Source organism: Methylobacterium oxalidis, assembly GCF_007992195.1.
Taxonomy (GTDB): Bacteria; Pseudomonadota; Alphaproteobacteria; order Rhizobiales; family Beijerinckiaceae; genus Methylobacterium; species Methylobacterium oxalidis.
In genome coordinates this window covers 62,188-85,534 of the sequence record NZ_BJZU01000027.1, presented here as the reverse complement: position 1 = coordinate 85,534, position 23,347 = coordinate 62,188, and the positions used below count along the sequence as shown (strand labels likewise).

The 23,347-nt window shown below is 75.5% G+C and carries 24 protein-coding genes; 14 read left to right on the top strand and 10 right to left on the bottom strand.

From position 1 onward, the window contains the following. Positions 1 to 9: 9 nt before the first annotated feature. Both MOX02_RS08340 and MOX02_RS08335 read right to left on the bottom strand, forming a co-directional pair. Positions 10 to 1,668, bottom strand: coding sequence for an acyl-CoA synthetase (locus tag MOX02_RS08340; RefSeq protein ID WP_147025343.1), 1,659 nt, complete (start codon positions 1,666 to 1,668; stop codon positions 10 to 12). Between the two features lie 91 nt (positions 1,669 to 1,759). After that, positions 1,760 to 2,455, bottom strand: coding sequence for a DJ-1/PfpI family protein (locus tag MOX02_RS08335; RefSeq protein WP_147025342.1), 696 nt, complete (start codon positions 2,453 to 2,455; stop codon positions 1,760 to 1,762). Positions 2,456 to 2,713: 258 nt separating this feature from the next. Between MOX02_RS08335 and MOX02_RS08330 the strand changes: the two genes are divergently transcribed. Genes MOX02_RS08330 through MOX02_RS08315 form a run of 4 tightly spaced genes read left to right on the top strand, consistent with a single transcriptional unit; the run spans position 2,714 to position 6,289 of the window. Then, on the top strand, positions 2,714 to 4,492 hold the full coding sequence (locus MOX02_RS08330) for an ArnT family glycosyltransferase (RefSeq protein WP_147025341.1): 1,779 nt from the start codon (positions 2,714 to 2,716) through the stop codon (positions 4,490 to 4,492). A gap of 38 nt (positions 4,493 to 4,530) precedes the next feature. Next, positions 4,531 to 5,352 (top strand): glycosyltransferase family 2 protein, encoded by an 822-nt coding sequence (locus tag MOX02_RS08325; protein WP_147025340.1) that lies wholly within the window; start codon positions 4,531 to 4,533, stop codon positions 5,350 to 5,352. Continuing rightward, the gene (locus MOX02_RS08320; RefSeq protein WP_147025339.1) at positions 5,346 to 5,684 is read left to right on the top strand and encodes a lipid-A-disaccharide synthase N-terminal domain-containing protein; all 339 of its coding nucleotides are present in this window, start codon (positions 5,346 to 5,348) and stop codon (positions 5,682 to 5,684) included. The genes MOX02_RS08325 and MOX02_RS08320 overlap by 7 nt, the downstream gene beginning before the upstream one ends. A 2-nt stretch (positions 5,685 to 5,686) precedes the next feature. Continuing rightward, positions 5,687 to 6,289 (top strand): pyridoxamine 5'-phosphate oxidase family protein, encoded by a 603-nt coding sequence (locus tag MOX02_RS08315; protein ID WP_147025338.1) that lies wholly within the window; start codon positions 5,687 to 5,689, stop codon positions 6,287 to 6,289. 7 nt (positions 6,290 to 6,296) lie between these two features. On the opposite strand, the gene metC is transcribed toward MOX02_RS08315, so the two are convergent. Beyond that, entirely contained in the window at positions 6,297 to 7,487 is a 1,191-nt protein-coding gene (metC, locus tag MOX02_RS08310) for a cystathionine beta-lyase (RefSeq protein ID WP_147025337.1), read from the bottom strand. Positions 7,488 to 7,713: 226 nt separating this feature from the next. Between metC and MOX02_RS08305 the strand changes: the two genes are divergently transcribed. The 7 genes from MOX02_RS08305 to MOX02_RS08275 all read left to right on the top strand — a co-directional run bounded on the left by MOX02_RS08305 (position 7,714) and on the right by MOX02_RS08275 (position 13,043). Then, on the top strand, positions 7,714 to 7,992 hold the full coding sequence (locus MOX02_RS08305) for a hypothetical protein (RefSeq protein WP_147025336.1): 279 nt from the start codon (positions 7,714 to 7,716) through the stop codon (positions 7,990 to 7,992). Between the two features lie 112 nt (positions 7,993 to 8,104). Next, the gene (rarD, locus tag MOX02_RS08300) at positions 8,105 to 9,019 is read left to right on the top strand and encodes an EamA family transporter RarD (protein ID WP_147025376.1); all 915 of its coding nucleotides are present in this window, start codon (positions 8,105 to 8,107) and stop codon (positions 9,017 to 9,019) included. An 85-nt stretch (positions 9,020 to 9,104) separates the two neighbouring features. Continuing rightward, a complete protein-coding gene (locus tag MOX02_RS08295) occupies positions 9,105 to 11,480 on the top strand; it encodes a hybrid sensor histidine kinase/response regulator (protein ID WP_147025335.1) in 2,376 nt (791 codons plus the stop codon). A gap of 75 nt (positions 11,481 to 11,555) precedes the next feature. Further along, positions 11,556 to 11,897, top strand: a complete 342-nt coding sequence (locus MOX02_RS32105) for a hypothetical protein (protein WP_238179729.1) — start codon at positions 11,556 to 11,558, stop codon at positions 11,895 to 11,897. Continuing rightward, positions 11,866 to 12,297: a helix-turn-helix domain-containing protein gene (locus MOX02_RS08285; protein WP_238179727.1), complete on the top strand. Its 432-nt coding sequence runs from the start codon at positions 11,866 to 11,868 to the stop codon at positions 12,295 to 12,297. Before MOX02_RS32105 ends, MOX02_RS08285 begins: the two co-directional genes overlap by 32 nt. A 187-nt stretch (positions 12,298 to 12,484) precedes the next feature. Further along, positions 12,485 to 12,691 carry a hypothetical protein gene (locus MOX02_RS08280; RefSeq protein WP_147025332.1) on the top strand — a complete coding sequence of 69 codons (207 nt, stop codon included), beginning with the start codon at positions 12,485 to 12,487 and terminating at the stop codon, positions 12,689 to 12,691. Between the two features lie 19 nt (positions 12,692 to 12,710). Beyond that, positions 12,711 to 13,043 (top strand): hypothetical protein, encoded by a 333-nt coding sequence (locus tag MOX02_RS08275; protein ID WP_147025331.1) that lies wholly within the window; start codon positions 12,711 to 12,713, stop codon positions 13,041 to 13,043. Positions 13,044 to 13,046: 3 nt separating this feature from the next. Here MOX02_RS08275 and MOX02_RS08270 read toward each other — a convergent pair whose 3' ends face one another. Next, on the bottom strand, positions 13,047 to 14,081 hold the full coding sequence (locus tag MOX02_RS08270; protein WP_147025330.1) for a P1 family peptidase: 1,035 nt from the start codon (positions 14,079 to 14,081) through the stop codon (positions 13,047 to 13,049). A 309-nt stretch (positions 14,082 to 14,390) separates the two neighbouring features. Between MOX02_RS08270 and MOX02_RS08265 the strand changes: the two genes are divergently transcribed. Then, entirely contained in the window at positions 14,391 to 15,947 is a 1,557-nt protein-coding gene (locus MOX02_RS08265) for an ATP-binding protein (RefSeq protein WP_147025329.1), read from the top strand. An 18-nt stretch (positions 15,948 to 15,965) separates the two neighbouring features. On the opposite strand, the gene cysC is transcribed toward MOX02_RS08265, so the two are convergent. The 6 genes from cysC to MOX02_RS08235 form a co-directional block, all read right to left on the bottom strand. Continuing rightward, positions 15,966 to 16,553 (bottom strand): adenylyl-sulfate kinase, encoded by a 588-nt coding sequence (gene cysC / locus MOX02_RS08260; RefSeq protein WP_238179739.1) that lies wholly within the window; start codon positions 16,551 to 16,553, stop codon positions 15,966 to 15,968. Between the two features lie 263 nt (positions 16,554 to 16,816). Further along, complete coding sequence (locus tag MOX02_RS08255) at positions 16,817 to 17,263, bottom strand: acyl-CoA thioesterase (RefSeq protein ID WP_147025327.1); 447 nt, start codon at positions 17,261 to 17,263, stop codon at positions 16,817 to 16,819. 46 nt (positions 17,264 to 17,309) lie between these two features. Then, the gene (locus tag MOX02_RS08250) at positions 17,310 to 17,534 is read right to left on the bottom strand and encodes a hypothetical protein (protein WP_147025326.1); all 225 of its coding nucleotides are present in this window, start codon (positions 17,532 to 17,534) and stop codon (positions 17,310 to 17,312) included. A 158-nt stretch (positions 17,535 to 17,692) separates the two neighbouring features. Continuing rightward, entirely contained in the window at positions 17,693 to 17,980 is a 288-nt protein-coding gene (locus MOX02_RS08245; protein WP_147025325.1) for a hypothetical protein, read from the bottom strand. Between the two features lie 175 nt (positions 17,981 to 18,155). Continuing rightward, a complete protein-coding gene (locus MOX02_RS08240) occupies positions 18,156 to 18,341 on the bottom strand; it encodes a YegP family protein (RefSeq protein ID WP_147025324.1) in 186 nt (61 codons plus the stop codon). A gap of 191 nt (positions 18,342 to 18,532) precedes the next feature. Then, the gene (locus tag MOX02_RS08235; RefSeq protein WP_147025323.1) at positions 18,533 to 20,119 is read right to left on the bottom strand and encodes a DEAD/DEAH box helicase; all 1,587 of its coding nucleotides are present in this window, start codon (positions 20,117 to 20,119) and stop codon (positions 18,533 to 18,535) included. A gap of 523 nt (positions 20,120 to 20,642) precedes the next feature. On the opposite strand from MOX02_RS08235, the gene MOX02_RS08230 reads away from it, so the two are divergent. Next, positions 20,643 to 22,067 (top strand): polysaccharide biosynthesis protein, encoded by a 1,425-nt coding sequence (locus tag MOX02_RS08230; RefSeq protein WP_147025322.1) that lies wholly within the window; start codon positions 20,643 to 20,645, stop codon positions 22,065 to 22,067. Further along, on the top strand, positions 22,064 to 23,299 hold the full coding sequence (locus MOX02_RS08225) for a GNAT family N-acetyltransferase (RefSeq protein ID WP_238179725.1): 1,236 nt from the start codon (positions 22,064 to 22,066) through the stop codon (positions 23,297 to 23,299). The genes MOX02_RS08230 and MOX02_RS08225 overlap by 4 nt, the downstream gene beginning before the upstream one ends. Positions 23,300 to 23,347 lie beyond the last annotated feature (48 nt).

Here is a 23,347-nt window from a genome sequence, read left to right as displayed (position 1 = left end):
CGCCGGCGCTCAGCCCTCCTTCGCCCGCTCGCGCAGGATGTACTTCTGCACCTTGCCGGTGGAGGTCTTGGGCAATTCGCCGAACACGATCTGGCGGGGCAGCTTGTAGGGGGCGAGGCGCTCGCGGCACCACGCGACGAGGGCGTCGGGCTCCACCGACCGGCCCTCCTTCAGCTCCACGAAGGCGACCGGGGTCTCGCCCCACTTCTCGTCCGGCTTGGCGACGACGGCGGCCGCGGCCACCGCCGGGTGCTTGAAGAGCGCGTCCTCCACCTCGATCGACGAGATGTTCTCGCCGCCCGAGATGATGATGTCCTTCGAGCGGTCCTTCAGCTGGATGTAGCCGTCCGGGTGCTTCACCCCGAGATCGCCCGAGCGGAACCAGCCGCCCGCGAAGGCGGCCTGCGTCGCCTTCGGGTTCTTCAGGTAGCCGCGCATCACGACGTTGCCGCGGAACATGGCCTCGCCCATCGTCTCCCCGTCGGCCGGCACGGATTGCATCGTGTCGGGGTCGCGCACGTCGAAGCCCTCGAGGACGGGGTAGCGCACGCCCTGGCGGGCCATCCGGGCGGCGCGCGCGTCCGGGTCGAGCGCGTCCCACTCCTCGTGCCACGCGTTCACGACGGCCGGGCCGTAGGTCTCGGTCAGCCCGTAGAGGTGGGTCACGTCGAAGCCCGCCTCGCCCATCGCGGCCAGCACCGCCTGGGGCGGGGGCGCGGCCGCCGTCATGAAGGAGACCCGCCGGGGCAGGGGGCGCCGCTCGGATTCGGGCGCGTTGAGGAGGAGCTGCATCACGATCGGCGCGCCGCACAGGTGCGTGACGCGATGCTCGGCCAGCGCCTGGTACATGGCCCCGGCGCGCACCTGCCGCAGGCAGACATGGGTGCCCGCCACCACCGAGAGGGTCCAGGGGAAGCACCAACCGTTGCAGTGGAACATCGGCAGCGTCCAGAGATAGACGGGGTGCCCGTACATCGCCCCCGTGATGACGTTGCCGAGCGACAGCAGCGCCGCGCCGCGGTGGTGGTAGACCACGCCCTTCGGGTCGCCCGTGGTGCCCGAGGTGTAGTTGAGCGAGATCGCGTCCCACTCGTCGCCGGGCATGGTCCAGTCGTGCTCGGGGTCGCCCCCGCTCAGGAAATCCTCGTAGCCGAGGCTGCCGAGCGCCGTGCCCTCGCCCCGGTACTCCGGGTCGTCGACGTCGATGACGAGGGGCTTCACCCCCGCCCGCTCCAGCGCCGGCCCGGCGGTCTTCGAGAACTCGCGGTCGGTGATCAGGATCCTGGCCTCGCCGTGGTCGAGGCAGAAGGCCAGCGCGCCCGCGTCGAGGCGTGTGTTGAGGGTGTTGAGCACCGCCCCCGTCATCGGCACGCCGTAGTGGCACTCGATCATCTCGGGCGTGTTCGAGAGCAGCGCCGCCACGGTGTCGCCGCGCCCGATGCCGCGCGCCTTCAGCGCCGAGGCGAGGCGGCGGCTGCGGGCGTAGAGCTCGGCGTAGCTGCGCCGGAGCGGCCCGTGGATCACCGCCACGCGGTCGGGGAAGACGCGGGCGGCCCGGTCGAGGTAGCTCAGCGGCGTCAGGGGCTGGAAGTTGGCCGGGTTCCGGTCGAGGTCCCGGTCGTAGATCGTGCCGGCGGCCGGCTCGGTGGTCGTCGTTTGGGTGGTCATGGCGTCTCTCTCTCCCGCCCTCACGATACCGTGCGGGCGGGCCCGATCTCAATCGGGCGTGCGGTCGAGGCGCGGTCGGGGCCCCGGCCCCTCACCACTCCGCCCGCGGCACCGGGGCGCCGGTGATCTCGGCCACGATCCGCTCGCGCTCGCGCCGGCTCGCCCCGAGGCGGCCGCGCGCCGCCGCGAGCGCCTCGGCCGGCGCCTCGTCCGGGTGCCCCGCCGCGAAGGGCGGGGCGGGCGCGTATTCGAGGGCGAGCTGCACGCCCTGCGCCGTCCCGGTGCCGGCGATCTCCGCCGCGAGCGCCAGGGCGAAGTCGATGCCCGCGGTGACGCCGCCGCCGGTGAGGAGCGCGCCGTCGCGCACCACGCGCTCGCGCACGGGGATCGCCCCGAAGGCCGGCAGCAGGTCGTGCGCCGCCCAGTGCGTCGTCGCCCGCCGGCCCCGCAGCAGTCCCGCCGCCCCGAGCACCAGCGCGCCGGTGCAGACGGAGGTGAGATGGCGCGCGGTCTCCGCCTGCCGGCGCAGGAAGGCGAGGGTGGCCTCGTCGCGCATCAGGGCGTTGACCCCGGCGCCTCCGGGCACGCAGACCACGTCGAGGGCCGGGCACGCGTCGAGCCGCGTCGTCGGCGTCAGGACGAGGCCGGTGGTGCTGCGCACGGGCGCGAGATCGGCCGCGACGAGGTGCATCTCCGCCCCGGGCAGCGAGGCGAACACCTCGTAGGGGCCGGTCAGGTCGAGCTGCTGGACGCCCGGGAAGACGAGGAGGCCGATCCGCAGCGTCATGTCCCGAGATCCTCCGGCAAGCGCACCCCGCCCCGCCTTCGCCGGCGAAGTCTCGGGCGGGGCGGCGCGCGGGGCAAGCCCGTTCGCGCGCGCATTTGACATTCCGGGCCGGATCACCGACACGGCCGCCGGTCCGGGGCCGCTCCCGCGATCGCCCCTGGCCGACGGGGTTTGCGGCCCGCGGGGAGCCCCGACGGGCCGCCCGCGAAGGGCGCCCTCACGAGACGCGCAGGGCGAGACGCGCATGACGAGCCTCTCATGACGAGCCTCTCCGCCGGCCGCGTCGCCCGAGGCGCGCTCCCCGCCTCGCTGCCCGACCGGATCCTCGCCGTCGCCGAGCGCGGCCACGGCCACGCCTGCGCCCTGCTCCTCGCCCTCTGCCTCGTCTGCTTCCTGCCGGGCCTGACCTCCCTGCAGCCGATGGACCGGGACGAGCCGCGCTTCGCCCAGGCCTCGAAGCAGATGCTGGAGACGGGCGACCTCGTCGACATCCGCTTCCAGGCCGAGGCGCGCCACAAGAAGCCGGTGGGGATCTACTGGCTGCAAGCGGCTTGCGTGGCCGCGGGCGAGGCCCTGGGCGTGCCCGGCGCCCGCACCGCCATCGGCCTCTACCGGCTGCCCTCGCTCTTCGGCGCCGCGGCCTCCGTGCTGCTCGCCTACTGGGCGGCGCTCGCCTTCCTGGCGCGCCGCGGCGCCTTCCTCGCCGCCGCCCTCTACGGCGCCTGCCTGATGCTCGCGGCCGAGGCGCACCTCGCCAAGACCGACGCGGTGCTCGCCGCCTGCGCCACCGCGTCCTTCGGGGCGCTCGCCCGCGCCTGGCTGCGGCGGGACGGGGCGGGGCTCGGGCGCGGCGCCTTCCTGGCCTTCTGGCTCGGCCTCGCCCTCGGCATCCTGGTCAAGGGGCCGATGGTGCCGATGTTCGTCGGGTTCGCCGCCCTGGTCCTCGGGTGGCGGGCGCGCTCCGGGCGCTGGCTCCTCGCGCTGCGGCCGGGCCCCGGCCTCCTCCTCGCCCTGCTCATCGTGGCGCCCTGGTTCCTGGCGATCGCCTGGAAGAGCGGCGGCGCCTTCTTCGGCGCCTCGGTCGGCCAGGACATGCTCGGCAAGGTCGGGGGCGCCAAGGAGAAGCACTGGGGCCCGCCGGGCGCCTACGCGGTCGCCTTCTTCGCGACCTTCTGGCCGGGCGCCCCCTTCGCGGCGCTGAGCCTGCCCTTCGCGTGGCGGGAGCGCGGCAGCGACGCCGTGGCCTTCCTCCTCGCCTGGATCGTGCCCTCCTGGCTCGCCTTCGAGGCCGTGCCGACGAAGCTGCCGCACTACGTGCTGCCCCTGATGCCGGCGGTGGCGATCCTGACCGCGCTGGCGCTGGAGCGGGGCGCCCTCGACGCGACCCGGCGCGGGGCCCGGATCACCGCGTCCGTGCTCCTCGTCCTGATCCCGGCGGGCCTGACCCTCGGCCTCCTCGCCGCCGGCTGGAAGCTCGGCCGGACGCTCCCGCTCGCGGCCCTACCGCCGCTGCTGGGCGCCTGCGCGCTCGCCGCTCTCGCGGCCGCGACGCTCCTGCGGCGGGAGCCCGCGCGCCAGGACCCGACGCGCGGGGAGACGGCGCGGCACGGCCTGCCTCCCGGCGCGGCGGCGCGCGCCTGCGTCGGCGCGATCCTCGCCGCCTGCCTGCTCACGCCCGCCGTGCTCGGCCTCGCCCAGCGCGCCCTGCCGGCCCTCAAGGTCTCGGGCCGGCTCGCCGCGATCCGCGACGGCCTGCCCTGCCCGGACCCGCGGGTGGCGAGCCTCGGCTACCGCGAGCCGAGCCTCGTCTTCCTGATCGGGACCGACCTCGCCATGCTGGATTCCGGCGCGCAGGCCCTCGACTTCCTGCGCGCCGGCGGCTGCCGCCTCGTCTTCGTCGAGGCGCGCTTCGCGGCCGACCTCGCCGCCGCCGCGCCCGTCGCGGCGCCGCTGCCCGCCCCGGCGGGGCAGGTCTCCGGCTTCAACATCAACGGCGGCAAGCGGCTCGACCTGACGGCCTACGCGGTGGTGCCGTGACGCAGCCGATGCCCGAACACCCGGTCCGGAACCCGGTCATGAGCGCCGACACGCACCCCGCCGCCGATCCCCGCCTCACGGTCGTGGTGCCGGTGCGCAACGAGGCCGGCAACATCGCGGCGCTCATCGCCGAGATCGAGGCCGCCTGCGCGGGGCTCGCCCCCTTCGAGGTGGTCTACGTCGACGACGGCTCCACCGACGCGACGCCCGAGCGCCTCGCCGAGGCCCGCGCCGGGAGGCCCTGGCTGCGCGTGCTGCGGCACGCGGCGAGCGCCGGCCAGAGCGCCGCGGTGCGGAGCGGCGTCGCTGCCGCCCGCGGCGGCCTCGTCGCGACCCTCGACGGCGACGGCCAGAACGATCCCGCCTTCATCCCGGCGCTCGTGGCGGCGCTGGAGCAGGCGGGGCCCGGCGCCGGCCTCGCGCAGGGGCAGCGCACCGGCCGCAAGGACGGGCCCTTCAAGATGCTGCAGTCGCGCATCGCCAACGGGGTCCGGGGCCGCATCCTGCGCGACGCCACCCGCGACACCGGCTGCGGCCTCAAGGTGTTCCGCCGCGCCGTCTACCTGCGGCTGCCGTATTTCGACGCGCTCCACCGCTTCATGCCGGCCCTCGTCGCCCGCGAGGGCTACGCCGTCGTCCACCGCGACGTGGTCGACCGGCCTCGCCTCACCGGCACCTCGAACTACGGCCTGTTCGACCGGCTCTGGGTCGGCCTCCTCGACCTCGCCGGGGTCTGGTGGCTGATCCGCCGCAAGCGCGCGACGCCCGCCGTCGCCGAGGTCGGCACCCCCGAGATCGGCCCCGAGATCATCCCCCCGATCGCCCCCGAGGCCGCAATCCCCGGAGCGCGGCCATGCTGATCGAGATCTCGGACCACCTGCGGGGCTACTTCTACGACGTGTTCGTCACCCGCTTCGATTTCTGGCTCGTCTTCGGCATCCTGGCGCAGCTGGTGTTCGGCTCGCGCTTCATCCTGCAGTGGATCGCCAGCGAGCGGGCGGGGCGCAGCGTGATGCCGCTCTCGTTCTGGTTCCTGTCGATCCTCGGCGGCCTGATGACGCTCGCCTACGGCTTCGTGCGCAAGGAGCCCGTGATCATCATCGGGCAGGGGCTCTCCACGGGGATCTACCTGCGCAACCTCGCCCTGATCTTCCGCGAGCGCCGCCGCGCCCGGACCGGGGGAGGCGGCTGACGATGGAGCACGCGCCGCTGCCGCCCTTCCACGAGGATCTCGCCGCGGCGGAGGACGCGCTCTGGCGCCTCCTCGCGGAGGGGGTGGAGCGCGGCCGCTCCGCCTTCCACACGCCGAGCCTCGCCACCGTGGACGCGGCGGGCCGGCCGCGGGTGCGCACGGTGGTGCTGCGGGCGGCCGAGCGCGCCACCGGGACGCTCCGGATCCACTGCGACCGGCGCTCGGACAAGGCGGCCGAGCTCGCGGCGCGGGCGTCCTGCGCGCTCCACGCCTACGACCCCGAGAGCACGGTGCAGATCCGGATCGAGGGCACGGCCGGCCTGCACGCGGACGACGCGACGGCCGAGGCCGCCTGGGCGGCGAGCCAGCCGATGAGCCGGGTCTGCTACGGCATCGACCCCGCCCCCGGCACGCCGCTGCCGCGGGGCGGCGCCTACGCGCAGCCGGACGCGGAGGCCGCCCTCACAATCGGGCGCCCGAACTTCTGCGCGCTCCTCGTGCGGGCCGAGCGCCTCGACTTCCTCTATCTCGACCGCCGCGGCCACCGCCGCGCCGGCTGGCGGCGGACGGAGAAGGGCTGGACGGGGACGTGGCTGGCCCCGTGAGGGCACCTCACCCCGCCGCCTGCCGCAGCCGCGCGAAGCCGGCCTCGAGGTCCGCCTTCAGGTCCTCGACGTCCTCGAGCCCGATGTGGAAGCGCAGGGCCGGGCCGCCGGGCGCCCAGCGGGTCGCGGTGCGGTAGGGGGCGCAGTCGAAGGGGATGACGAGGCTCTCGAAGCCGCCCCAGGAGAAGCCCATCCCGAACAATTCCAGGCCGTCTAGCATCGCGGCGACCGCCGCCTCGGGGACGGGCTTCAGGATGACGCCGAACAGGCCGGAGGCGCCGGAGAAGTCCCGCCGCCAGACGGCGTGGCCGGGATCCTCCGGCAGGCCCGGGTGCAGCACCCGCAGCACCTCGGGCCGCGCCTGCAGCCAGCGCGCCATCCCGAGGCCCTGGCGGCCGTGCTCGCGCAGCCGCAGGCTCATGGTGCGCAGGCCCCGCAGCGCCAGGAAGATGTCCTCCGGGCCCGCGCACATGGCGAAGTGGTCGAAGGTGCGCCGCACCGCCGGGAAGTGCTTCCGGTTCGCCGAGGTGAGCCCGATCAGGAGGTCCGAGCCGCCGCTGAGATACTTGGTGCCGGCCTCCACCGCGATGTCGACGCCCCGCTCGTGGGGCGGGAACAGGAGCGGCGTCGCCCAGGTGTTGTCCATGATCACCGTGCCGCCGCGCGCGTGCACGACCTCGGCGATGGCCGGCACGTCCTGCATCTCGAAGCTCTGCGAGCCCGGCGCCTCCACGAGCACGGCCCGCGTGTTCTCCCGCATCAGGGCCGCGATGCCGGCGCCGAGGGTCGGGTCGTAGTACTCCACGGCGACGCCGTAGCGGGCGAGCACCCCGTCGCAGAACTGGCGGGTCGGGCGGTAGGCGGAATCGGTCACGAGCAGGTGGTCGCCCGCCGAGACGCTCGCCATCAGCGCGACCGTGAGGGCGGCGAGGCCGGAGGGCGTCACCACCGTGCCGGCCGCCCCCGAGAGCTCCGTCCAGGCGTCGGTCAGCGCGTCCATCGTCGGCGTCGCCGAGGTCCCGTAATTGTAGCGCCCGCGCCGGTGCTGGATGTCGTCGTAGGTCGGGTAGAGCACCGTCGAGCCGCGGTAGATCGGCGTGTTGACGAAGCCGTGCTGGGCGGACGGGTCGCGCCCCGCGTGGACGAGGCGGGTCGCGGGCCGGAAGCGGGCGGGGTCGCGGGGCGGGGTCTTCGACATGGGAGCTCGGGGCACTCTTCGAGGCTCGGGACCGTCTTCGGGGCGGCGCGGGCCGTTGCGGCGCAACCGAAGCCCGGGGCAGGGCGCGCGGTCAAGCGGGCCGGTCCGGTCCGGGCCGCCGCGCCCCCCCCTCGCGCAATCGTCGCGTGTGTCGCGCGCGGGTTCCGCTTCGTTAACGGGCGGCGCCTATCCTGCCGGGCAGTCGCGTATCCGGGTCCGGTCTGCCTTGCGTATCCTGCGTCACCTCGCCCTCGGCTCCGCCTTCGCCCTCTGCGCGGGCATCGTCGGCTTCGCCTGCGCCGACCGGCTCGACCATCCCCGCTCCGCGCCCGTCCTCGTCCGCGCGCCCGTGCCCGAGCCCTCCGCCACCGGCTCGATCCTGCCGGCCCCGAAGGAGGCGGCGCCCCCGCCGAAGGCCGCGGCCCCGAAGATCCCGAACGGGTTCGACACGGAGCGCCTGCACGCCCTCATGCGCGGCGACCCGATCGCCCCGCAGAGGCGCTGAGCGCGGCCCGCGCTGTCCGCGGCATGCGCCGTCCGCCCGGAAAACCGCGCGCGAATCCTGTATGCGTGGCCCGCCCCGGGTGGCGGGCGCTCGCGCGGCGGGGGAAGGCACGGTGGGGCTCGTCTACGCGCTCGGCGCCTATCTGAGCTGGGGTCTCGTCGTCCCGCTGCACTTCCGGCTGCTCGGCGCCGTGAGCCCCGGCCTCATCCTCGCCCAGCGCATCGTCTGGTCGAGCCTGTTCGCCCTCGGGCTCGTGCTCCTGTGGCGGGCGCGCCGGTCCGCGCCGGCCCCGATCCCCTGGCCGGCGCCCTGGCGGCCCCGGCACGCCCTGCTCGCGCTCTCGGCGGCGCTCATCGCCGCGAACTGGCTCCTCTACCTGCAGGCGGTGGCCGAGGGGCGCATCCTCGACGCGAGCCTCGGCTACTACATCAACCCCCTGGTCAGCGTCGGCCTCGGCGCCCTCGTCCTCAAGGAGCGCCTGCGCCCGGTCCAGGCGCTCGCGGTCGGCATCGCGAGCCTCGGCGTGCTCACCGCCGTCGTCCTGGCCGGGACGCTGCCCTGGGTGGCGCTGGCGCTCGCCCTCAGCTTCTCGCTCTACGGCCTGATCCGGAAGGTCGTGGGGGTCGATCCCACCCTCGGCTTCCTGGCCGAGACCCTGCTCCTCGCCCCCGTGGCGCTCGGCTACTGGGCCCTCACCCCGGAGCCGAGCCCGCGCGAGCCCGGACTGGTCCTCCTCCTCGTGCTCACCGGCGTGACGACGGCGCTGCCGCTGATCTGGTTCGCGGCGGCCGCCGAGCGGCTGCGGCTCGCCACCCTCGGCCTCCTGCAGTACCTCGCCCCGACCTGCCTCCTCGCCCTGAGCGTGCTCGCCTTCGGCGAGCGCGTCGCCCCCCACCAGCTGCCGATGTTCGGCCTGATCTGGATCGCGCTCGCCCTCTACGCCGCCGATTCCTGGCGCGCCGCGCGGCGCAGGGGCGCGCCGGACGGCACGCCGCCGGACGGCACGACGCGGGGCGGGGCGCCGTGAGGCGGGGAACGGTTGGGCGGTCCGCCTACATTCTGAAGGTGCGGGCGCGCGTCGAAGCGTCCGCCGATGCGTACCGGGACGAGCGATGAGCCGAGAGGACGAGACACCGGAAGCCGCGATCGGCGAGGCCGATTACCGCAACCTCGCCGAGGCCCTGCCCCAGCTCGCCTGGATGGCCGAGCCCGACGGCACCATCGTCTGGTACAACCGGCGCTGGTACGACTACACGGGCACCACCTTCGACGCCATGCGCGACTGGGGCTGGCGCAAGGTCCACCATCCCGACCACGTCGAGGCCGTGACCGAGCGCTACCGGGCGGCCATCGCCGCGGGCGAGCCCTGGGAGGACACCTTCCCCCTGCGGGGCCGCGACGGCACCTACCGCTGGTTCCTGTCCCAGGCCCTGCCGCACCGGGACGCGCGGGGGCGCATCCTGCGCTGGTACGGCACCAACACCGACGTCACCCGCACCCGCGCCGCCGAGGAGGCGATGCGCCGCTCCGAGGCCCGTTTCCGGGCGCTGGTCGAGGCCTCGGCGGCGGTGATCTGGAACACCGACGCGGCGGGCGAGCTTCTGCCGCCGCAGCCCCGCTGGGGCGCCTATACGGGCCAGAGCGAGGAGGCTTACCGGGGCTGGGGCTGGGTCGACGCCGTGCACCCGGAGGACCGGGCGCGGGCCGCCGAGGTCTGGGCCGCGTGCCTGGAGAGCCGCAAGCCCTACCAGGTCGAGTACCGCCTGCGCCGCGCCGACGGGGTCTGGCGCGACACCGAGGTGCGGGGCGTGCCGGTCCTCAACGAGGACGGCGGCATCCGCGAGTGGGTCGGCCTCAACGTCGACATCACCGAGCGCAAGGAGGCCGAGGCCGAGGTGGAGCGGGCCCGCGCGGCGGCCGAGGCCGCCAACCTCGCCAAGAGCCAGTTCATCGCCAACATGAGCCACGAGCTGCGCACGCCGCTCTCGGCGGTGATCGGCTATGCCGAGATGCTCGGCGAGGAGCTGGAGGATCTCGGCCAGTCCGAACTGCTGCCGGACCTGCGCAAGATCGAGACGGCGGCGCGACACCTCCTCAGCCTGATCAACGACGTCCTCGACATCTCGAAGATCGAGGCCGGGCGCATGAGCGTCTCGGCCGAGACCTTCGCGGTGGCGAGCCTCGTCTCGGACGTCTCGGCCGCCACCGAGAGCCTCGTGGCCAAGAAGCGCAACCGCTTCGTCACCGACCTCGCCCCCGACCTCGGGCAGATGCACCAGGACCAGACCAAGATCCGCCAGTGCCTGCTCAACCTCGTGGGCAACGCCGCGAAGTTCACCGAGGACGGCACCGTCACGCTCGGCGTCCGCCGCCACCGCGAGGCGGCGGCCGACTGGCTGAGCTTCTCCGTGACCGACACCGGCATCGGGCTGACGCAGGAGCAGATCGGCCGCCTGTTCGAGCGCTTCGCGCAAGGGGACGAGTCGACCACCCGCCAGTTCGGCGGCACCGGGCTCGGGCTCGCCATCACCCGCGCCTTCTGCCGCAAGATGGGCGGCGACATCGCGGTGGAGAGCGAGGCGGGCCGGGGCTCCACCTTCACGATCCGCCTGCCCGCCGTGCTGACGCCCGAGGACGAGGCGGAGGCGGAGGTCGAAGGGGCGCTGGAGCCGCCCGCGATCCCCGAGCACGAGGAGCACGATTCGGTGCTGCTCGTGGACGACGACCCGGCCGCCCGCGAGCTGCTGCAGCGCTTCCTCGAGCGCGAGGGGTTCCGGGTGCGCACCGCCAACGACGGGCGCGACGGCCTCACCCTCGCCCGGGCCCTGAAGCCGCGGGCGATCCTCCTCGACATCGAGATGCCGCGCATGGACGGCTGGGCCGTGCTGCACGCGGTGCGCAGCGACCCGGAGCTCGCCGGCATCCCGGTCATCATCACCTCGGTGGTGGCCGAGCAGGGCCTCGGCCAGGCGCTCGGGGCGACGGACTACCTCGTCAAGCCGATCGACCGGGAGCGGCTGAAGAGCCTGATGGAGCGCTACCGCCCGAAGGGCGTCGAGGGCCGCGTCCTCGTGGTGGACGACGATGCCGACGCCCGCGCCCGCCTGCGCCGCACGCTGGCGCGGGACGGCTGGTGCGTCGCGGAGGCCGCCGACGGCGCGGCCGGCCTCGAAAGCTTCGACGCGGAGCGCCCGAACCTCATCCTCCTCGACCTGATGATGCCCGAGATGGACGGGTTCGGCTTCCTGCGGGCGCTCCGCGCCCGGCCGGACGGCGACGTGCCGGTGGTCGTGCTCACCGCCAAGGAGATCACCGAGGCCGAGAAGGCGAGCCTCGCGGGCCAGGCCGACCGGGTCATCCTGAAGGGCTCGCTCAGCCTCGCCGAGATCGGCCGGCAGCTGCGCGCCCTCTACGCTTGCGAGGCCGAGGCGCCGGTGCCGAGCGGGATGCAGGGGCTGATCGACCGCCTCGCCGAGCGGGAGGGCTGAGGCGGGCGGCGGGGCGGGTGGACGTCGCTACGCAAGTTGCGTAGCATCGTTGCCCGTGCCGGCGCGGCGGGAACCATGATCGGGATCGAGATCGTCCGGGACGAGAGCGACGAGCCGATCATCGTGGCCCTGGTCCGCCTGCCGCAGGGCACGCTGAAGGTCATGGCCGAGATCGGCTTCTCCGAGGACGGGCTGCTGCTCGATGGGCTCCACGTCCACGGCGTCGGGCTCGGGGCGAACGATCTCGGCTTCCACGGGCTGCGCCGCATCCTCCGGGAGGTGCTCGATGAACTCGGAATCGAATCGGCCGTCGTCAGCGGCGCCGTCCGCACGACGGGTGCAGGTCCGGGACGTCTCCCGCGTCCCCTCCGGATCACCCGCCACCGTGGTCCTGCGCGGCCGGCCCCACGCCGTTGACGGACCGGGGCTCGCCCTCGTTCTGGCCGAGCGCGGCCTCTCCCTGCGCGCGGCACGGCTCGCGGCGACGCGGCTGTTCGACGACGGTCTCGCGGTCGCCGTCCTGCCGAGGCTCGACGACTGGGACCGCCTGCGGCACGATCTCGGCCAGCTCGAGGTCGCGGTCTCGGCCTACGGGCCGCCCGCGCGCGTCGACGTCCGCCGGCTCCGCGAGGGGCAGGGCCTGACCCAGGAGGAGTTCGCCGCCGCGTTCGGCCTCGACCTCTCGACCCTGCGCAACTGGGAGCAGGGCCGCTCCGAGCCGGACCGGGCGAGCCGCTCCCTGCTGCGGACGATCGCCGCGAACCCGGCCGCGGTCCGGGAGGCGCTGGCAGAGGGGACCGATTCCGTCCTGTCGTGATCGGACCGGACGCGGGGAGGCAGGCGTCGCCGCCGCCCTGCGGCGCCGAGGCCCCTGGGCACGGCGGGAACCTTCGCGCAGCCTGCCCGCTTGGCTTGCCGGCTCGCTGCACCGGTCCGCACCGGAGCCGTCCGGTCCCGGCAACGGCGCCGGCGGCCGGTCCCGGCCACGGGTCCCCGGAGGTGTCATGAACCAGATCCTCGTCGTCGCCCTCGTCTGCGCCTCCTCGGTCCAGGCCCCGGATTGCAGCCGCGAGAACGCCCTCGACGTGATCACGGGGCCGGCCCACACCCTGCAGGAATGCCTCGTGCAGGGCCCGGTCCTGGCGGCCAATGCCGGCCACGGCGAGGACAAGGGCACCTACGTCAAGACGCGCTGCGAGCAGCGGCGCTGACCCCGTCGGGATCCCGGACATGAGCGAGCTGGAGATCGATCCGGACCGGGCCGTGGCCATCCGGCTGCGGGCGCGGCTCGCGGTGGTGGAGCGCGCGGCCTGGTTCGGCCTCGTCCACGCCATGCGGACGCGGCCCGCCGAGACGGAGGCCTATCTCGCCTCCGAGCGGGCGCGCTGCGCCGAGGGCTTCGGCGCGCGGGGCTGGGCCGGCGACCTCAACGAGGCCGAGCGGCGCCTGCTCGCGGCCGAGGTCGATGCCGGCCTCGCCCAGCTCCTCGCCGACGCCAGAGAGGAGGCGGCGGGCCAGGAGACGGGCCAGGGGACGGGCGAGGCGGCCGGCGGCGCCGGCTGAGCCTCACGCGTCCCCGAACCGGTCCCGCCACGCGGGCGGCAGGCCGAGATAGGAGGGGGGCGCCCCGGCCTGCGTGACGGCCGAGCCCGGCAGGCTGGTCGCCGCGTGCACGCCGATCGCCACCGCCCGGGCGAGGGTGCGGGCGGCCGCGTCCCCGAGCCGGGCGAGATCGACCACCGGATCGGCGAGCGGCACCCGTCCGGTCGCGGCCGCGAAGACGGTGTCGCCGTCGAGCGGCGTGTGGACGGGGTTGAGCGCGCGGGCGAGGCCGGTCTGCGCCGCCACGGCGAGGCGCTTGGCCTGCGCCTTCGTCAGGCGCGCGTCGGTCGCCACCACCGCGAGCGTCGTGTTGGCTCCGGGCAGGCCCCGGGCCGGGAAGGCGAGGGCGTCCTCCGGCACCGCGGCGGGCAGGCCGAGGCCGCCGAACTCCCCGTCCCGCTCGTAGGGCGCAGCCCAGAAATGCGGGCCGTCCCCGACGGTCGCCCGGCCGAAGGCGTTGACGGCCACCAGCGCCCCGACGCCGAACGCCGTGCCCTCGACCCGCGCCGAGGCCGAGCCGAGGCCGCCCTTGAGGTTGGCCGTGCGCGCCCCCGTGCCGGCCCCCACCGAGCCGATCGGGAAATCCTCCGCCGCGCCCGCGGCCGCCGCGTAGCCGAACTCCCGGTAGGGCGGGTAGCGGCCCCAATCCTTGGCCCCGCCGTTGAGGAGGTCGAACAGCACGGCGCCCGGAACGATCGGCACCCGCACGGGGCCGACCGCGAAGCCGCGCCCCGTCTCCGCGAGCCACGCGACCACGCCCGCCGCCGCGTCGAGCCCGAAGGCCGAGCCGCCCGAGAGCACCAGCGCGTCGATGCCCTCCACCGTGCGCTCGGGATCGAGCAGGTCGGTCTCGCGGGTGCCGGGGCCGCCGCCGCGCACGTCCACGGCCGCGACCGCGGGCGTCTCGAACAGGATCGCGGTGGTGCCGCTCGCGAGGCGCGCGTCGCCCGCGTGGCCGACGCGGATGCCGGCGATGTCGGTGATGCGGTTGCGGATCATGCGCGCGTCTCGGATCACGGGTCCCGGCCGCGCCCCGGCGGCTGCCTCGGAGGCCGCGAGCATGGCACGGCGGGCGGGGATCGGGCGAGGCCGGGCGGCGATGGGTCCGGACTCCTAGGTCAAAAAGCCTATGTCTTCAGTCCTAGGATTATGCGCATGACCGGCCATCCCCGGTATCCCGCGCCGGCGTCCAACCTGTGGACGCGGGCGCGGGCACGGGAAACGCCGCCGCGCCCCGCGTGTTAGGGTCCGGCCCCCGCGGCCGAGGGCGCGGGCGGGTTTTTCGGTCGCGGCGCAGCCGGAGCGGTGATGGCATCGAGCATCGAGATGGGGGTGGCCCTCGGGGCGGGGCAGGGCGCTCCCGAGCCCGCGCGGCTCGACCTGGAGGAGCTTCTCGCCACGCGCCTCCTCGTCCAGGGCAATTCCGGCTCGGGCAAGTCGCACCTGCTGCGCCGGCTCCTGGAGCAGAGCGCCGGGCAGGTGCAGCAGGTGGTGATCGACCCGGAGGGCGATTTCGTCACCCTCTCGGACGCCTACGGCCACGTGGTGGTGGACGGCGCCCACGCGGAGGCCGACCTGCAGGCCATCGCGGCGCGGGTGCGCGCGCACCGGGTCTCGGTGGTGCTCAACCTCGAGAGCCTCGACATGGAGGCGCAGATGCGCGCCTGCGCGGCCTTCCTCGGCGGCCTGTTCGAGGCCGAGCGCGCGCACTGGTACCCCGTCCTCGTGGTGGTGGACGAGGCGCAGATCTTCGCCCCCGCGGCGGCCGGCGACGTCTCGGACGAGGCCCGCAAGGTCTCGCTCGGCGCGATGACCAACCTGATGTGCCGCGGCCGCAAGCGGGGGCTGGCCGGCATCGTGGCGACGCAGCGCCTCGCCAAGCTCGCCAAGAACGTCGCGGCCGAGGCCACGAACTTCCTGATGGGCCGCACCTTCCTCGACATCGACATGGCGCGCGCCGCCGACCTCCTGGGCCTCGACCGGCGCGGCGCCGAGCGCTTCCGAGACCTCGGCCGCGGCGAGTTCGTGGCGCTGGGGCCGGCGGTCAGCCGGCGCCCGCTGGCGCTGCGGATCGGCCCCGTGGCGACGGGCTCGCGCGCGGCCGCGCCGAAGCTCGTGCCGCTGCCGCAGCCGGGCGAGGCCGACCTGAAGGCCCTGATCCTGACGCCCGCCGAGGGCGAGGCCGCGCCGCTCCCGCGCGAGCGGGCCGCCCGCCCGGCGCCGCAGCCGCGGGTCAGCCCCGCCGACCTGATGCGGGAACTGAGCGCCTACCGCCCCGAGCCCGCCGCGCCGGCCCCCGCCCTCGGCGAGGCCGAGAACCGGGCGGGCTGCGACGCGGTGCTGCGCGGCCTGGTGGCGGACCGCGAGGCGCAGGGGCAGCCCGTCGCGGTCGTCTACCAGGACTTCCTGGTGCGCTGCCGGATGCGTGGCCTCGACGGCGAGAGCGTCGGCCTGCCCGCCTTCCGCCGCGCCCTCAGCGTCGCCCGGGCCGGGCTCGACGCGGCCGAGCTGGAGGCCGGCGCGGACGAGGGCTGGACGCGGGCGCAGGACGCCGCCGCGACCATGCCCGAGGAGGTGCAGGGCCTGTTCCTGCTCCTCGCGCGCGCCGCGCTCACCGGCGCGCCCTGCCCGGGCGACGCGGCCCTGGCGCGGGCGATCGGCAGCCGCTCGCCGGGCCGCGCCCGGCGCCTCCTCGGCTACGTCGAGGGGCGCGGCGCCATCGTCTGCCGCAACGATTTCCGCGGCAACCGCATCGTCGCCCTGCCGGCGCTCGGCCGCGAGACCGCGCCGGGCGACCCCAAGGCCGCTGACGGCGGGCCGGATCCCGCCCCGGCCGAGGCGTTCGGGCTGTTCGCGGCGGAGTGACCCGCGCGGGCCCCTCGCTCAGGCGCGCCCGGGGGCGCTGAGGCGCAGGAGCTCCGGGATCAGGAGGGCGGCGGATTCCTCCACGCTGCGATCCTGCGTCGGGATGGCGAGGTCCGGCCGCTCCGGCGCCTCGTAGGGCGCGGAGATGCCCGTGAAGTCGGGGATCGCGCCCGCCCGGGCCCGGTCGTAGAGGCCCTTGGGGTCGCGCGCCTCGCAGACGCAGAGGGGCGTGTCGATGAAGATCTCGAGGAACGGGATGTCGCCCGCGATGGCGCGGGCCGCCTCCCGCTCGGCCCGGAAGGGCGAGATCAGCGAGACGATGGTGACGAGCCCGGTCTCCGCCATCAGCCGCGCGGTCTCGGCGGCGCGGCGGATGTTCTCGGCGCGGTCGCGGGCGCTGAAGCCGAGGTCGCGGTTGAGGCCGAGCCGCAGGTTGTCCCCGTCGAGCACCATCGTGTGGCACCCGCGCGCGGTCAGCGCCCGGTCGACGGCGCCGGCGATGCTCGACTTGCCGGCCCCCGAGAGACCGGTGAACCACGCGATCACGGGCCTCTGCCCGAGGCAGGCCCAGCGGTTCTCGCGCGGCTGCAGGGCCTGCCGTGTCAGGTTGCGGCCCGCGGAAAGCCCAGTATCCTCAGCGTGTTCGCGCGCGAGGCGGCAGGGCCCGCGAGCAACCGCAAGCTCAGGCCGATCGTTGCCGATTTGTTTCCGAATGGTGTCCGAATTGCGGAGCGCAGAGATCTTGCTCGGACTCGAAACGTGCATGCGGCAACACTCCGGTGAGACGATTCTACCCTCGCCGGACCATGTTGTAGGTTGATTCATCTACGAATGAAACCGCCGCGTGCGCGACGGTCCGATCGCCGACCTCAGCGCGCGGCCTCGGCCTCCCGCCCGGGGGCCGGCCCCGGCCGGACGGCCCCACCCTCCGGGATCGGGCGCGGGCGGCCCGCCTCGTCGATCGCCACGAAGGTCAGCGTCGCCTCGGTCACCTTCTCGCGGACCTGCGTGCAGAAGCGGCGCGCCCAGGCCTCGACCTCGATCTTCATCGAGGTGCGGCCGACGCTCGCCACCCGCGTGTACACGCAGAGCACGTCCCCGACCCGGACCGGGCGGATGAAGGTCATCGCGTCGAGCGCCACGGTGACGACCCGGCCCTGCGCCCGGTCGACCCCGGCGATGCCGCCCGCCTGGTCCATCTGCGAGAGCACCCAGCCGCCGAAGATGTCGCCGTTGGCGTTGGTGTCGGCGGGCATCGCGATGGTGCGCACCGTCAGGTCGCCGCGGGGCTCCGCCGCCGTCCTCAGATCGCTCATCCGCCCGCTCATGCCCCGCTCCCGTCCGCCTCGCCCATCTTGGCCCTCAGGGCATCAGCCCGGCAAGCTTGAGGCCGGCGGCCGCGATCACCGCCAGCGCGCAGACGAGGCATTCGAGGGGGACGGCCCGCCAGAATTCGGCGCGGGGCGCCGTGCCCGCGGACGGCTCGGGCCGGGGCCCGGCGGACCCGGGCGCGAGTCGCGCCCGCGGCTGCGGATCCTTGAGCGGGCTCCGGAGGGAGCCGGCCGCGCGGGTCGCTGTGGTCTTCATCGGGCGTCCTCCCGGGCGGCCCGGTCTGCTGCCGGCCGTCCCGTGCGCATGAGGATACCAAAAAATCGAAGCCCGTGCAGGGATCGGCACGGGCATCCGGAGAGCGCGCATGAGAAACCCGGCGGCTCGGGCGAGCCGCCGGGTCGGGGGAGGGGCGATCAGTAGTAGAAGCGGCGCGGGCCGTAGAAGCGGCGCGGACCGTAGTACGGGCGGCGCCAGTAGGGACGCGGGCCGTAGAAGCGGCGGCCGTAATAGGGGCGGCGCCAGTAGGGGCGGGGACCGTAGACGCGGCGGCGATAGAAGTACTGGGTCTTCTCCGCGAGGGCGGGGGCCGCCTCGCTCGGCAGGGCGAGGGCCGGGCCGATCGGTGCGGCCGAGGCCCGCTCGGGTGCCGCGGCGGCGAAGCCTAGGGCCAGCAGGGCGGCCAGGACGAATTTCCTCAGCACGTTCACAACTCCTTGATGTGTCGGCGGATGATGATCAGGCGAGCCGGTTCGATCCCGAGAACCCGGTTGCACCCAACGCACGAGCCGCGCGATCCGTTTCGCGCGCGACCCGCGCGCGGCGGGATCGTTCGACGCAGGGTTTCGCAAGGATGAACGACCCGGAGGGCCGGGCGGGTCACGCGATCTTCGTCGTCATGTCGACGGTCGAGGCGGCGGCGCACCCCTTCACGAGGGCGATGCCGTGCTCGCAATCCTCGCGGCGGGCGTATCCTTCCGCCGAATCCGCGATCACGTTGCCGTTCGGCACCCGCAGCCGCCAGCGCCAGTGGCCCTGAGCGTCCCGGTAGAGTTCGAAGCGCATCCGCCCGCTCCCCTTGTCGGTCACGGGGGGAAGATGGCGCGCGTGGCAGGCTCGGCAATATGCGGGCGCGGCACCGCGCGCCTCGCCCGGACCGGGTGAGGGGTGCGACCTCTCCGGATAGCGCGCACCCCTCACCCGGTCGGCTTCGCCGACTCGACCTCTCCCGGACGGGAGAGGTGGGGGGCGGCGCCTCAGGAGCGGGGCGAGCGCTCCAGCCAGCCGATGGCGCGGCCGCCCTCGCCGCCGCCCGCCTGGCGGGGACGGTTGCCGGGACGCTGCGGACGGCCCTCCGGGCCGCGGTCGGGCCGGGCATGGTGCTCCGCCCGGCCGTGATGCTCCGCGCGGCCGTGGTTCTCGGCCCGCGCCTGATGCTCGGGGCGGCCGTGATGCTCGGGACGCGCCTGGCCGGGCCGGCCCTCGCCGCGGCGCTCGCCGCGGGCGTCGGGGCCGCGCCCCTCCTGCGGCCGGCCGCCGAAGGGGCGTCCGCCGGGGCGCTGGCCCTGGTGCGGGCGCTGACCCTGGCCCTGCGGGCGCTGGCCGTGACCCTGCGGGCGCTGGCCCTGGCGCTGGCCGGGCCGCTGGCCGCGGTCGGGCCGACGCTCCTCGGCGGCGGCGATGTCGGCGGCCTCCTGGCGGGTCGGGGGTACGAAGCCCTCGGGGAAGCCCGCCACCGGCACCTTCTGGCGGGTGAGGCGCTCGATGTCGCGCAGGTAGGCCTTCTCCTCGTCGTTGCAGAAGGAGATGGCGAGCCCGTCCGCCCCGGCGCGCGCCGTGCGGCCGATGCGGTGGACGTAGCTCTCAGGCACGTTCGGCAGGTCGAAGTTGACGACGTGGGAGACGCCCTCGACGTCGATGCCGCGCGCGGCGATGTCGGTCGCGACGAGCACCCGGCAGGAGCCGTCGCGGAAGGCGGCCAGCGCCCGCTCGCGCTGGGGCTGGGACTTGTTGCCGTGGATCGCCGCGCCCGCGATGCCGGCCTTGTCGAGGCCGCGCACGACGCGGTCGGCCCCGTGCTTGGTGCGGGTGAAGACGAGCACGCGGTCGATCTTCGGGTCGCGCAGGATGTGGGCGAGCAGCGCCTGCTTGGCGCCCGTATGGGCGAAGATGACCTGCTGCTCGACGCGCTCGGCGGTGGTGGCCACCGGCGTCACCGCGACCTGGACCGGGTCGGTCAGGTACTGCTCGGCCAGCCCCGCGATGTTCTTCGGCATGGTGGCCGAGAAGAACAGGCTCTGGCGCTTGGCCGGCAGCATCCGCACGATGCGCTTGAGCGCGTGGATGAAGCCGAGGTCGAGCATCTGGTCGGCCTCGTCGAGGACGAGGATCTCGACGCCCTCGAGCGTCAGGGAGCGGCGGTCGACGAGGTCGATCAGCCGGCCCGGGGTGGCCACGAGGATGTCGACGCCCGGCGCCAGCGCCCGCTCCTGGCGGCCGATGGTGACGCCCCCGAACACCACGGTGTTCGTGTAGGGCAGGTGGCGGCCGTAATCGGAGAAGCTCTCGGCGATCTGGTTGGCGAGCTCGCGCGTCGGCGAGAGCACGAGCACCCGGCAGCCGCGGCGCGGGGCGCGCCGATCGGACAGGGAGAGCCGGTGCAGGATCGGCAGCGCGAAGGCGGCCGTCTTGCCGGTGCCGGTCTGGGCGATGCCGCAGAGGTCGCGGCCCTGCATGGCCGGCGGGATGGCCTGCGCCTGGATCGGCGTGGGGGACTGGTAGCCGGCCTCATCGAGCGCCCGCAGCACGGGCTGGGCGAGGCCGAAATCGGTGAACTGGGTCAAGGTGGGACTTTCAGGGCAGCGGATCCCGGACCGCGCTCTGGCGCGGAATGCCGGCTGCCGTCGACGGCAGGTTCGATCCGTTGGCAGGAGGCCGCCCGCGTGATGGGGCAGCCCGGGTGCATGCACGTATGAAGAGAGGGGCCGGACCGTTCGAGCGCGTCGCCGCGGCCGCCCCGTCCGTCACGCAGCCCTCTCAAGCGGATCCGATACGGCCGCTGACGCTGCAGCTGCGATATGGCTGTGTGCGGCTGCGAAGTCAATCGGCGCGCGCCGCCCGCCCCGGCACGCTTCCAAGGCTTGCCCTCGGCACGCCTCCTGCGGACGCCGGCCTCCCATGCAGCGCGCGCCGGCCTCCCGCACCAGCCCGAGACGATTCCGCCCCGGCGCGGGGCAGGGGGCCTCGCAAGCCCGCCCTGGCATGCTACAGAGGCCGCCGGCCCCGCGACGGGAGCCGCCCGGCCCGCCCCGCGGCCCGAACCCGCCCGGAGCGGGCGGGGAGGCCGGTCCCGATCCCGGTCCGAGGATGATCGCGCGCCACACCCTCACCTATGTCGGCGCGCGCGCCGCCGCGGCCGCCCTCAACATGGGCGCGGTGGCGGTCTTCACCCGGCTCGCGCCGGTGGAGACCTACGGCCACTACCTGTTCGTCCTGTCCTTCGCGCTGGTGCTCTACGGGGCCACCTGCCAGTGGCCGAAATTCGCGTTCTTCGCCCGCTACGACGAGGCGCGCGCGCCCGCGCAGGTGGGCACGGTGGGCCGGCTCCTCGCCGCCATGCTGGCGCTTGCCGCCCTCGCCGCGGCGCTCGCCGCCGCCGCCGGGCTCGCGAGCCCCGCCACGGCCGCCGCGACGGTGGCGGCGGTGGCCGGCATGACCCTGTTCGAGGCCTCCACCGAGATCGCCCGCACCCGGCTCGCGGCGGGCGCGGTGGCGCTCGCGATCCTGGCCCGCGCCGTGCTGGTGCTCGGCCTCGGCAGCCTCGCCCTCGTCCGGACGGGCGATCCCCTCGCCCTCGTCCTCGCGGTGGCGCTCGCCAACGCGCTCGCCGCCCTGCCGGCCCTGCGGGCCATCGCGCCGCTCCTGAAGGGCCGCGCCAGCGCGGTCGAGGCGCGCCGGCTGATCGCCTACGGCTGGCCCCTCGTCCTGTCCTTCGGGCTCGCGGCGCTCGCCCAGACCATCGACCGGATCATCGTCGGCCGCAGCGTCGGCCCGGAGGAGCTCGGCGCCTACGGCGCCATCGCCGATTTCCTGCGCCAGGGCTTCGTGGTGTTCGGCGAGAGCATCGCGCTCGCCCTCGTCTCCATCGCCAAGCGCGAGATGCGGGCCGGGACCGAGGCCGCGGCCCTCGCGGTGCTGGCCGACGCCGCCCGCGCCATGGCCCTCGTCGGCGCCTTCGGCGCGATGTTCGTCCTTACCTTCGACGACGTGCTGGTCGCGGTCCTGCTCGGGCCCGGCTACCGGGCGCAGGCGCTGGCGCTGGCGCCGATCCTGCTGGCGGCCAGCGTCCTCCTGATGGTCCGCTCCTACTATTTCGGGCAGGTCATCTACTTCACCCGCACGAGCCACCTCGACGCCGTGGCCTCGGCCGCGCTCCTCGCCGTCGTCGGCGGGCTCTCGGCCCTGCTGATCCCGCGCCTCGGCGCGCTCGGGGCGGCCATCGCCTTCGCGGCGGGCCAGGCGGTGGCCTGCCTCGTCTTCGTGGTCGGCGGCCGCCGCGGGGCCGAGGGCTTCCGCATGCCGGTGCCGGTGCGGGACGTCGCCGGCATCCTCGCCGTCGCGCTCCTCTGCTGGGCCGCCATCCTCGGGATCGGCCTCCTGCCCGGCGGGGGCGGGGCCCCAGCGCGGCTGGCCGGCCTCGCGGTCCTGGCGGCCGGCTTCCTCGCCGCCGCCTGGCGCTTCAACGTCGTCGGCCTCGCCGACTGGCTCGCGCGGCGCAGATCCGCCCGATGACCCGCCCGATGACCCGCGACGCGCCCCTGCCCGGCGGCCTCGTCGCCGCCCTCCGGCCGCTCGTGGCCCCGGAGGCCGCGCCGCCCGCCTTCCTGCCCGCGTTCCTGCCCGCTTGGCAGGCCCTGGCGCGGGACGCCTTCGCCCCGAACCCGTTCTACGAGCCGGGCTACGCGGCCGCGGCCGCCCCCGCCTACGGATCCGGCGTCGCGCTCCTGATCGTCGCCGACCGGTCCCCGGAGACGTCGGGCGCCCGGCTCCTCGCGCTCTGGCCGTTCCGGCGCGCGCGCGCCCGCTTCGGGCTGCCCCTGCCGGTGCTCGCGGGCTGGATGCACGATCACGCCGTGCTCGGCGTGCCGCTCCTCGACGGGCGCGAGCCCGCCCGCGCGCTCGCCGCGCTCCTCGCCGCCCCGCGGGCGCTCTCGCTCGGCCCGCGCCTCCTGATGCCCTACCTGCCGGAGGCGGGGCCCTTCGCCGACCTCCTCGCCGCCGAGCGGGCCCGCGCCGGCACCCGGGAGATCCGGGTCTGGGCGCATGCCCGGGCGATGCTCGACCTTGACGGCCCCGGGCCGGCGCGGGCGGGCGCCCTCGCGCACCTCTCCGCCCGCCGCCGCCGGAAGCTGCGCGCCACCGCCGCCGCCCTGGAGGCGGAGAGCGGGCCCCTGCATCTCGACACGGCCCGCGAGCCGGCCGCGCTCGCCGCGGCGCTCGAGGACTTCATCGCCCTCGAGGCCGCGGGCTGGAAGGGGCGGGGCGGCACCGCCGTCGCCTGCCGTCCGGCGGAGGCCGCCTTCCTGCGCGCCATGACGGCGGCTCTCGGGGCGCAGGGGCGCCTGCGCATCGACCGCCTGCGCGCGGGCGGGCGCACGCTCGCCGCCGCGGTCCTGCCCCGGACCGGCGCCGACCTCTGGGTCCTGAAGATCGCCTACGACGAGACGCGGGCCCGCCACTCGCCCGGCGTCCAGCTCCTCCACCGGCTCAGCCGCGACTGGATCGACGATCCGGGCGTCCGGCGGGTCGATTCCTGCGCGGCGCCGGGCAACGCGCTGGCCGAGACGTTCTGGACCGGGCGCCGCCGCCTCGCCCACCGCCTCCTCGAGGCGACGGGCGGCGACCCCGCCTTCCCCCTCGCCGCCGCCCTGGAGCGGGCCCGCGCCGGGGCCGTCGCGCTCCGCGCCGAGGTCGCCGCGCTCGCCGCCGGGCTGCGCGCCGCCCGGCCGCCGGGGAACACCTAGCGCCGGCCGCCGGGATTCGGGCCGCCCGAACGCGCCGGGCATCGTGCC

Bases quoted from the DNA above. Each gene is read 5' to 3' on its own strand.
- MOX02_RS08315 (WP_147025338.1), top strand. From the start codon at position 5,687: ATGGAGCACGCGCCGCTGCCGCCCTTCCACGAGGATCTCGCCGCGGCG.
- MOX02_RS08335 (WP_147025342.1), bottom strand. From the start codon at position 2,455: ATGACGCTGCGGATCGGCCTCCTCGTCTTCCCGGGCGTCCAGCAGCTC.
- MOX02_RS08340 (WP_147025343.1), bottom strand. From the start codon at position 1,668: ATGACCACCCAAACGACGACCACCGAGCCGGCCGCCGGCACGATCTAC.
- MOX02_RS08330 (WP_147025341.1), top strand. From the start codon at position 2,714: ATGACGAGCCTCTCCGCCGGCCGCGTCGCCCGAGGCGCGCTCCCCGCC.
- MOX02_RS08295 (WP_147025335.1), top strand. From the start codon at position 9,105: ATGAGCCGAGAGGACGAGACACCGGAAGCCGCGATCGGCGAGGCCGAT.
- metC (WP_147025337.1), bottom strand. From the start codon at position 7,487: ATGTCGAAGACCCCGCCCCGCGACCCCGCCCGCTTCCGGCCCGCGACC.
- MOX02_RS08320 (WP_147025339.1), top strand. From the start codon at position 5,346: ATGCTGATCGAGATCTCGGACCACCTGCGGGGCTACTTCTACGACGTG.
- MOX02_RS08280 (WP_147025332.1), top strand. From the start codon at position 12,485: ATGAACCAGATCCTCGTCGTCGCCCTCGTCTGCGCCTCCTCGGTCCAG.
- MOX02_RS32105 (WP_238179729.1), top strand. From the start codon at position 11,556: ATGATCGGGATCGAGATCGTCCGGGACGAGAGCGACGAGCCGATCATC.
- MOX02_RS08270 (WP_147025330.1), bottom strand. From the start codon at position 14,081: ATGATCCGCAACCGCATCACCGACATCGCCGGCATCCGCGTCGGCCAC.
- MOX02_RS08230 (WP_147025322.1), top strand. From the start codon at position 20,643: ATGATCGCGCGCCACACCCTCACCTATGTCGGCGCGCGCGCCGCCGCG.
- MOX02_RS08275 (WP_147025331.1), top strand. From the start codon at position 12,711: ATGAGCGAGCTGGAGATCGATCCGGACCGGGCCGTGGCCATCCGGCTG.
- MOX02_RS08255 (WP_147025327.1), bottom strand. From the start codon at position 17,263: ATGAGCGATCTGAGGACGGCGGCGGAGCCCCGCGGCGACCTGACGGTG.
- MOX02_RS08240 (WP_147025324.1), bottom strand. From the start codon at position 18,341: ATGCGCTTCGAACTCTACCGGGACGCTCAGGGCCACTGGCGCTGGCGG.
- MOX02_RS08265 (WP_147025329.1), top strand. From the start codon at position 14,391: ATGGCATCGAGCATCGAGATGGGGGTGGCCCTCGGGGCGGGGCAGGGC.
- MOX02_RS08250 (WP_147025326.1), bottom strand. From the start codon at position 17,534: ATGAAGACCACAGCGACCCGCGCGGCCGGCTCCCTCCGGAGCCCGCTC.
- MOX02_RS08325 (WP_147025340.1), top strand. From the start codon at position 4,531: ATGAGCGCCGACACGCACCCCGCCGCCGATCCCCGCCTCACGGTCGTG.
- MOX02_RS08225 (WP_238179725.1), top strand. From the start codon at position 22,064: ATGACCCGCCCGATGACCCGCGACGCGCCCCTGCCCGGCGGCCTCGTC.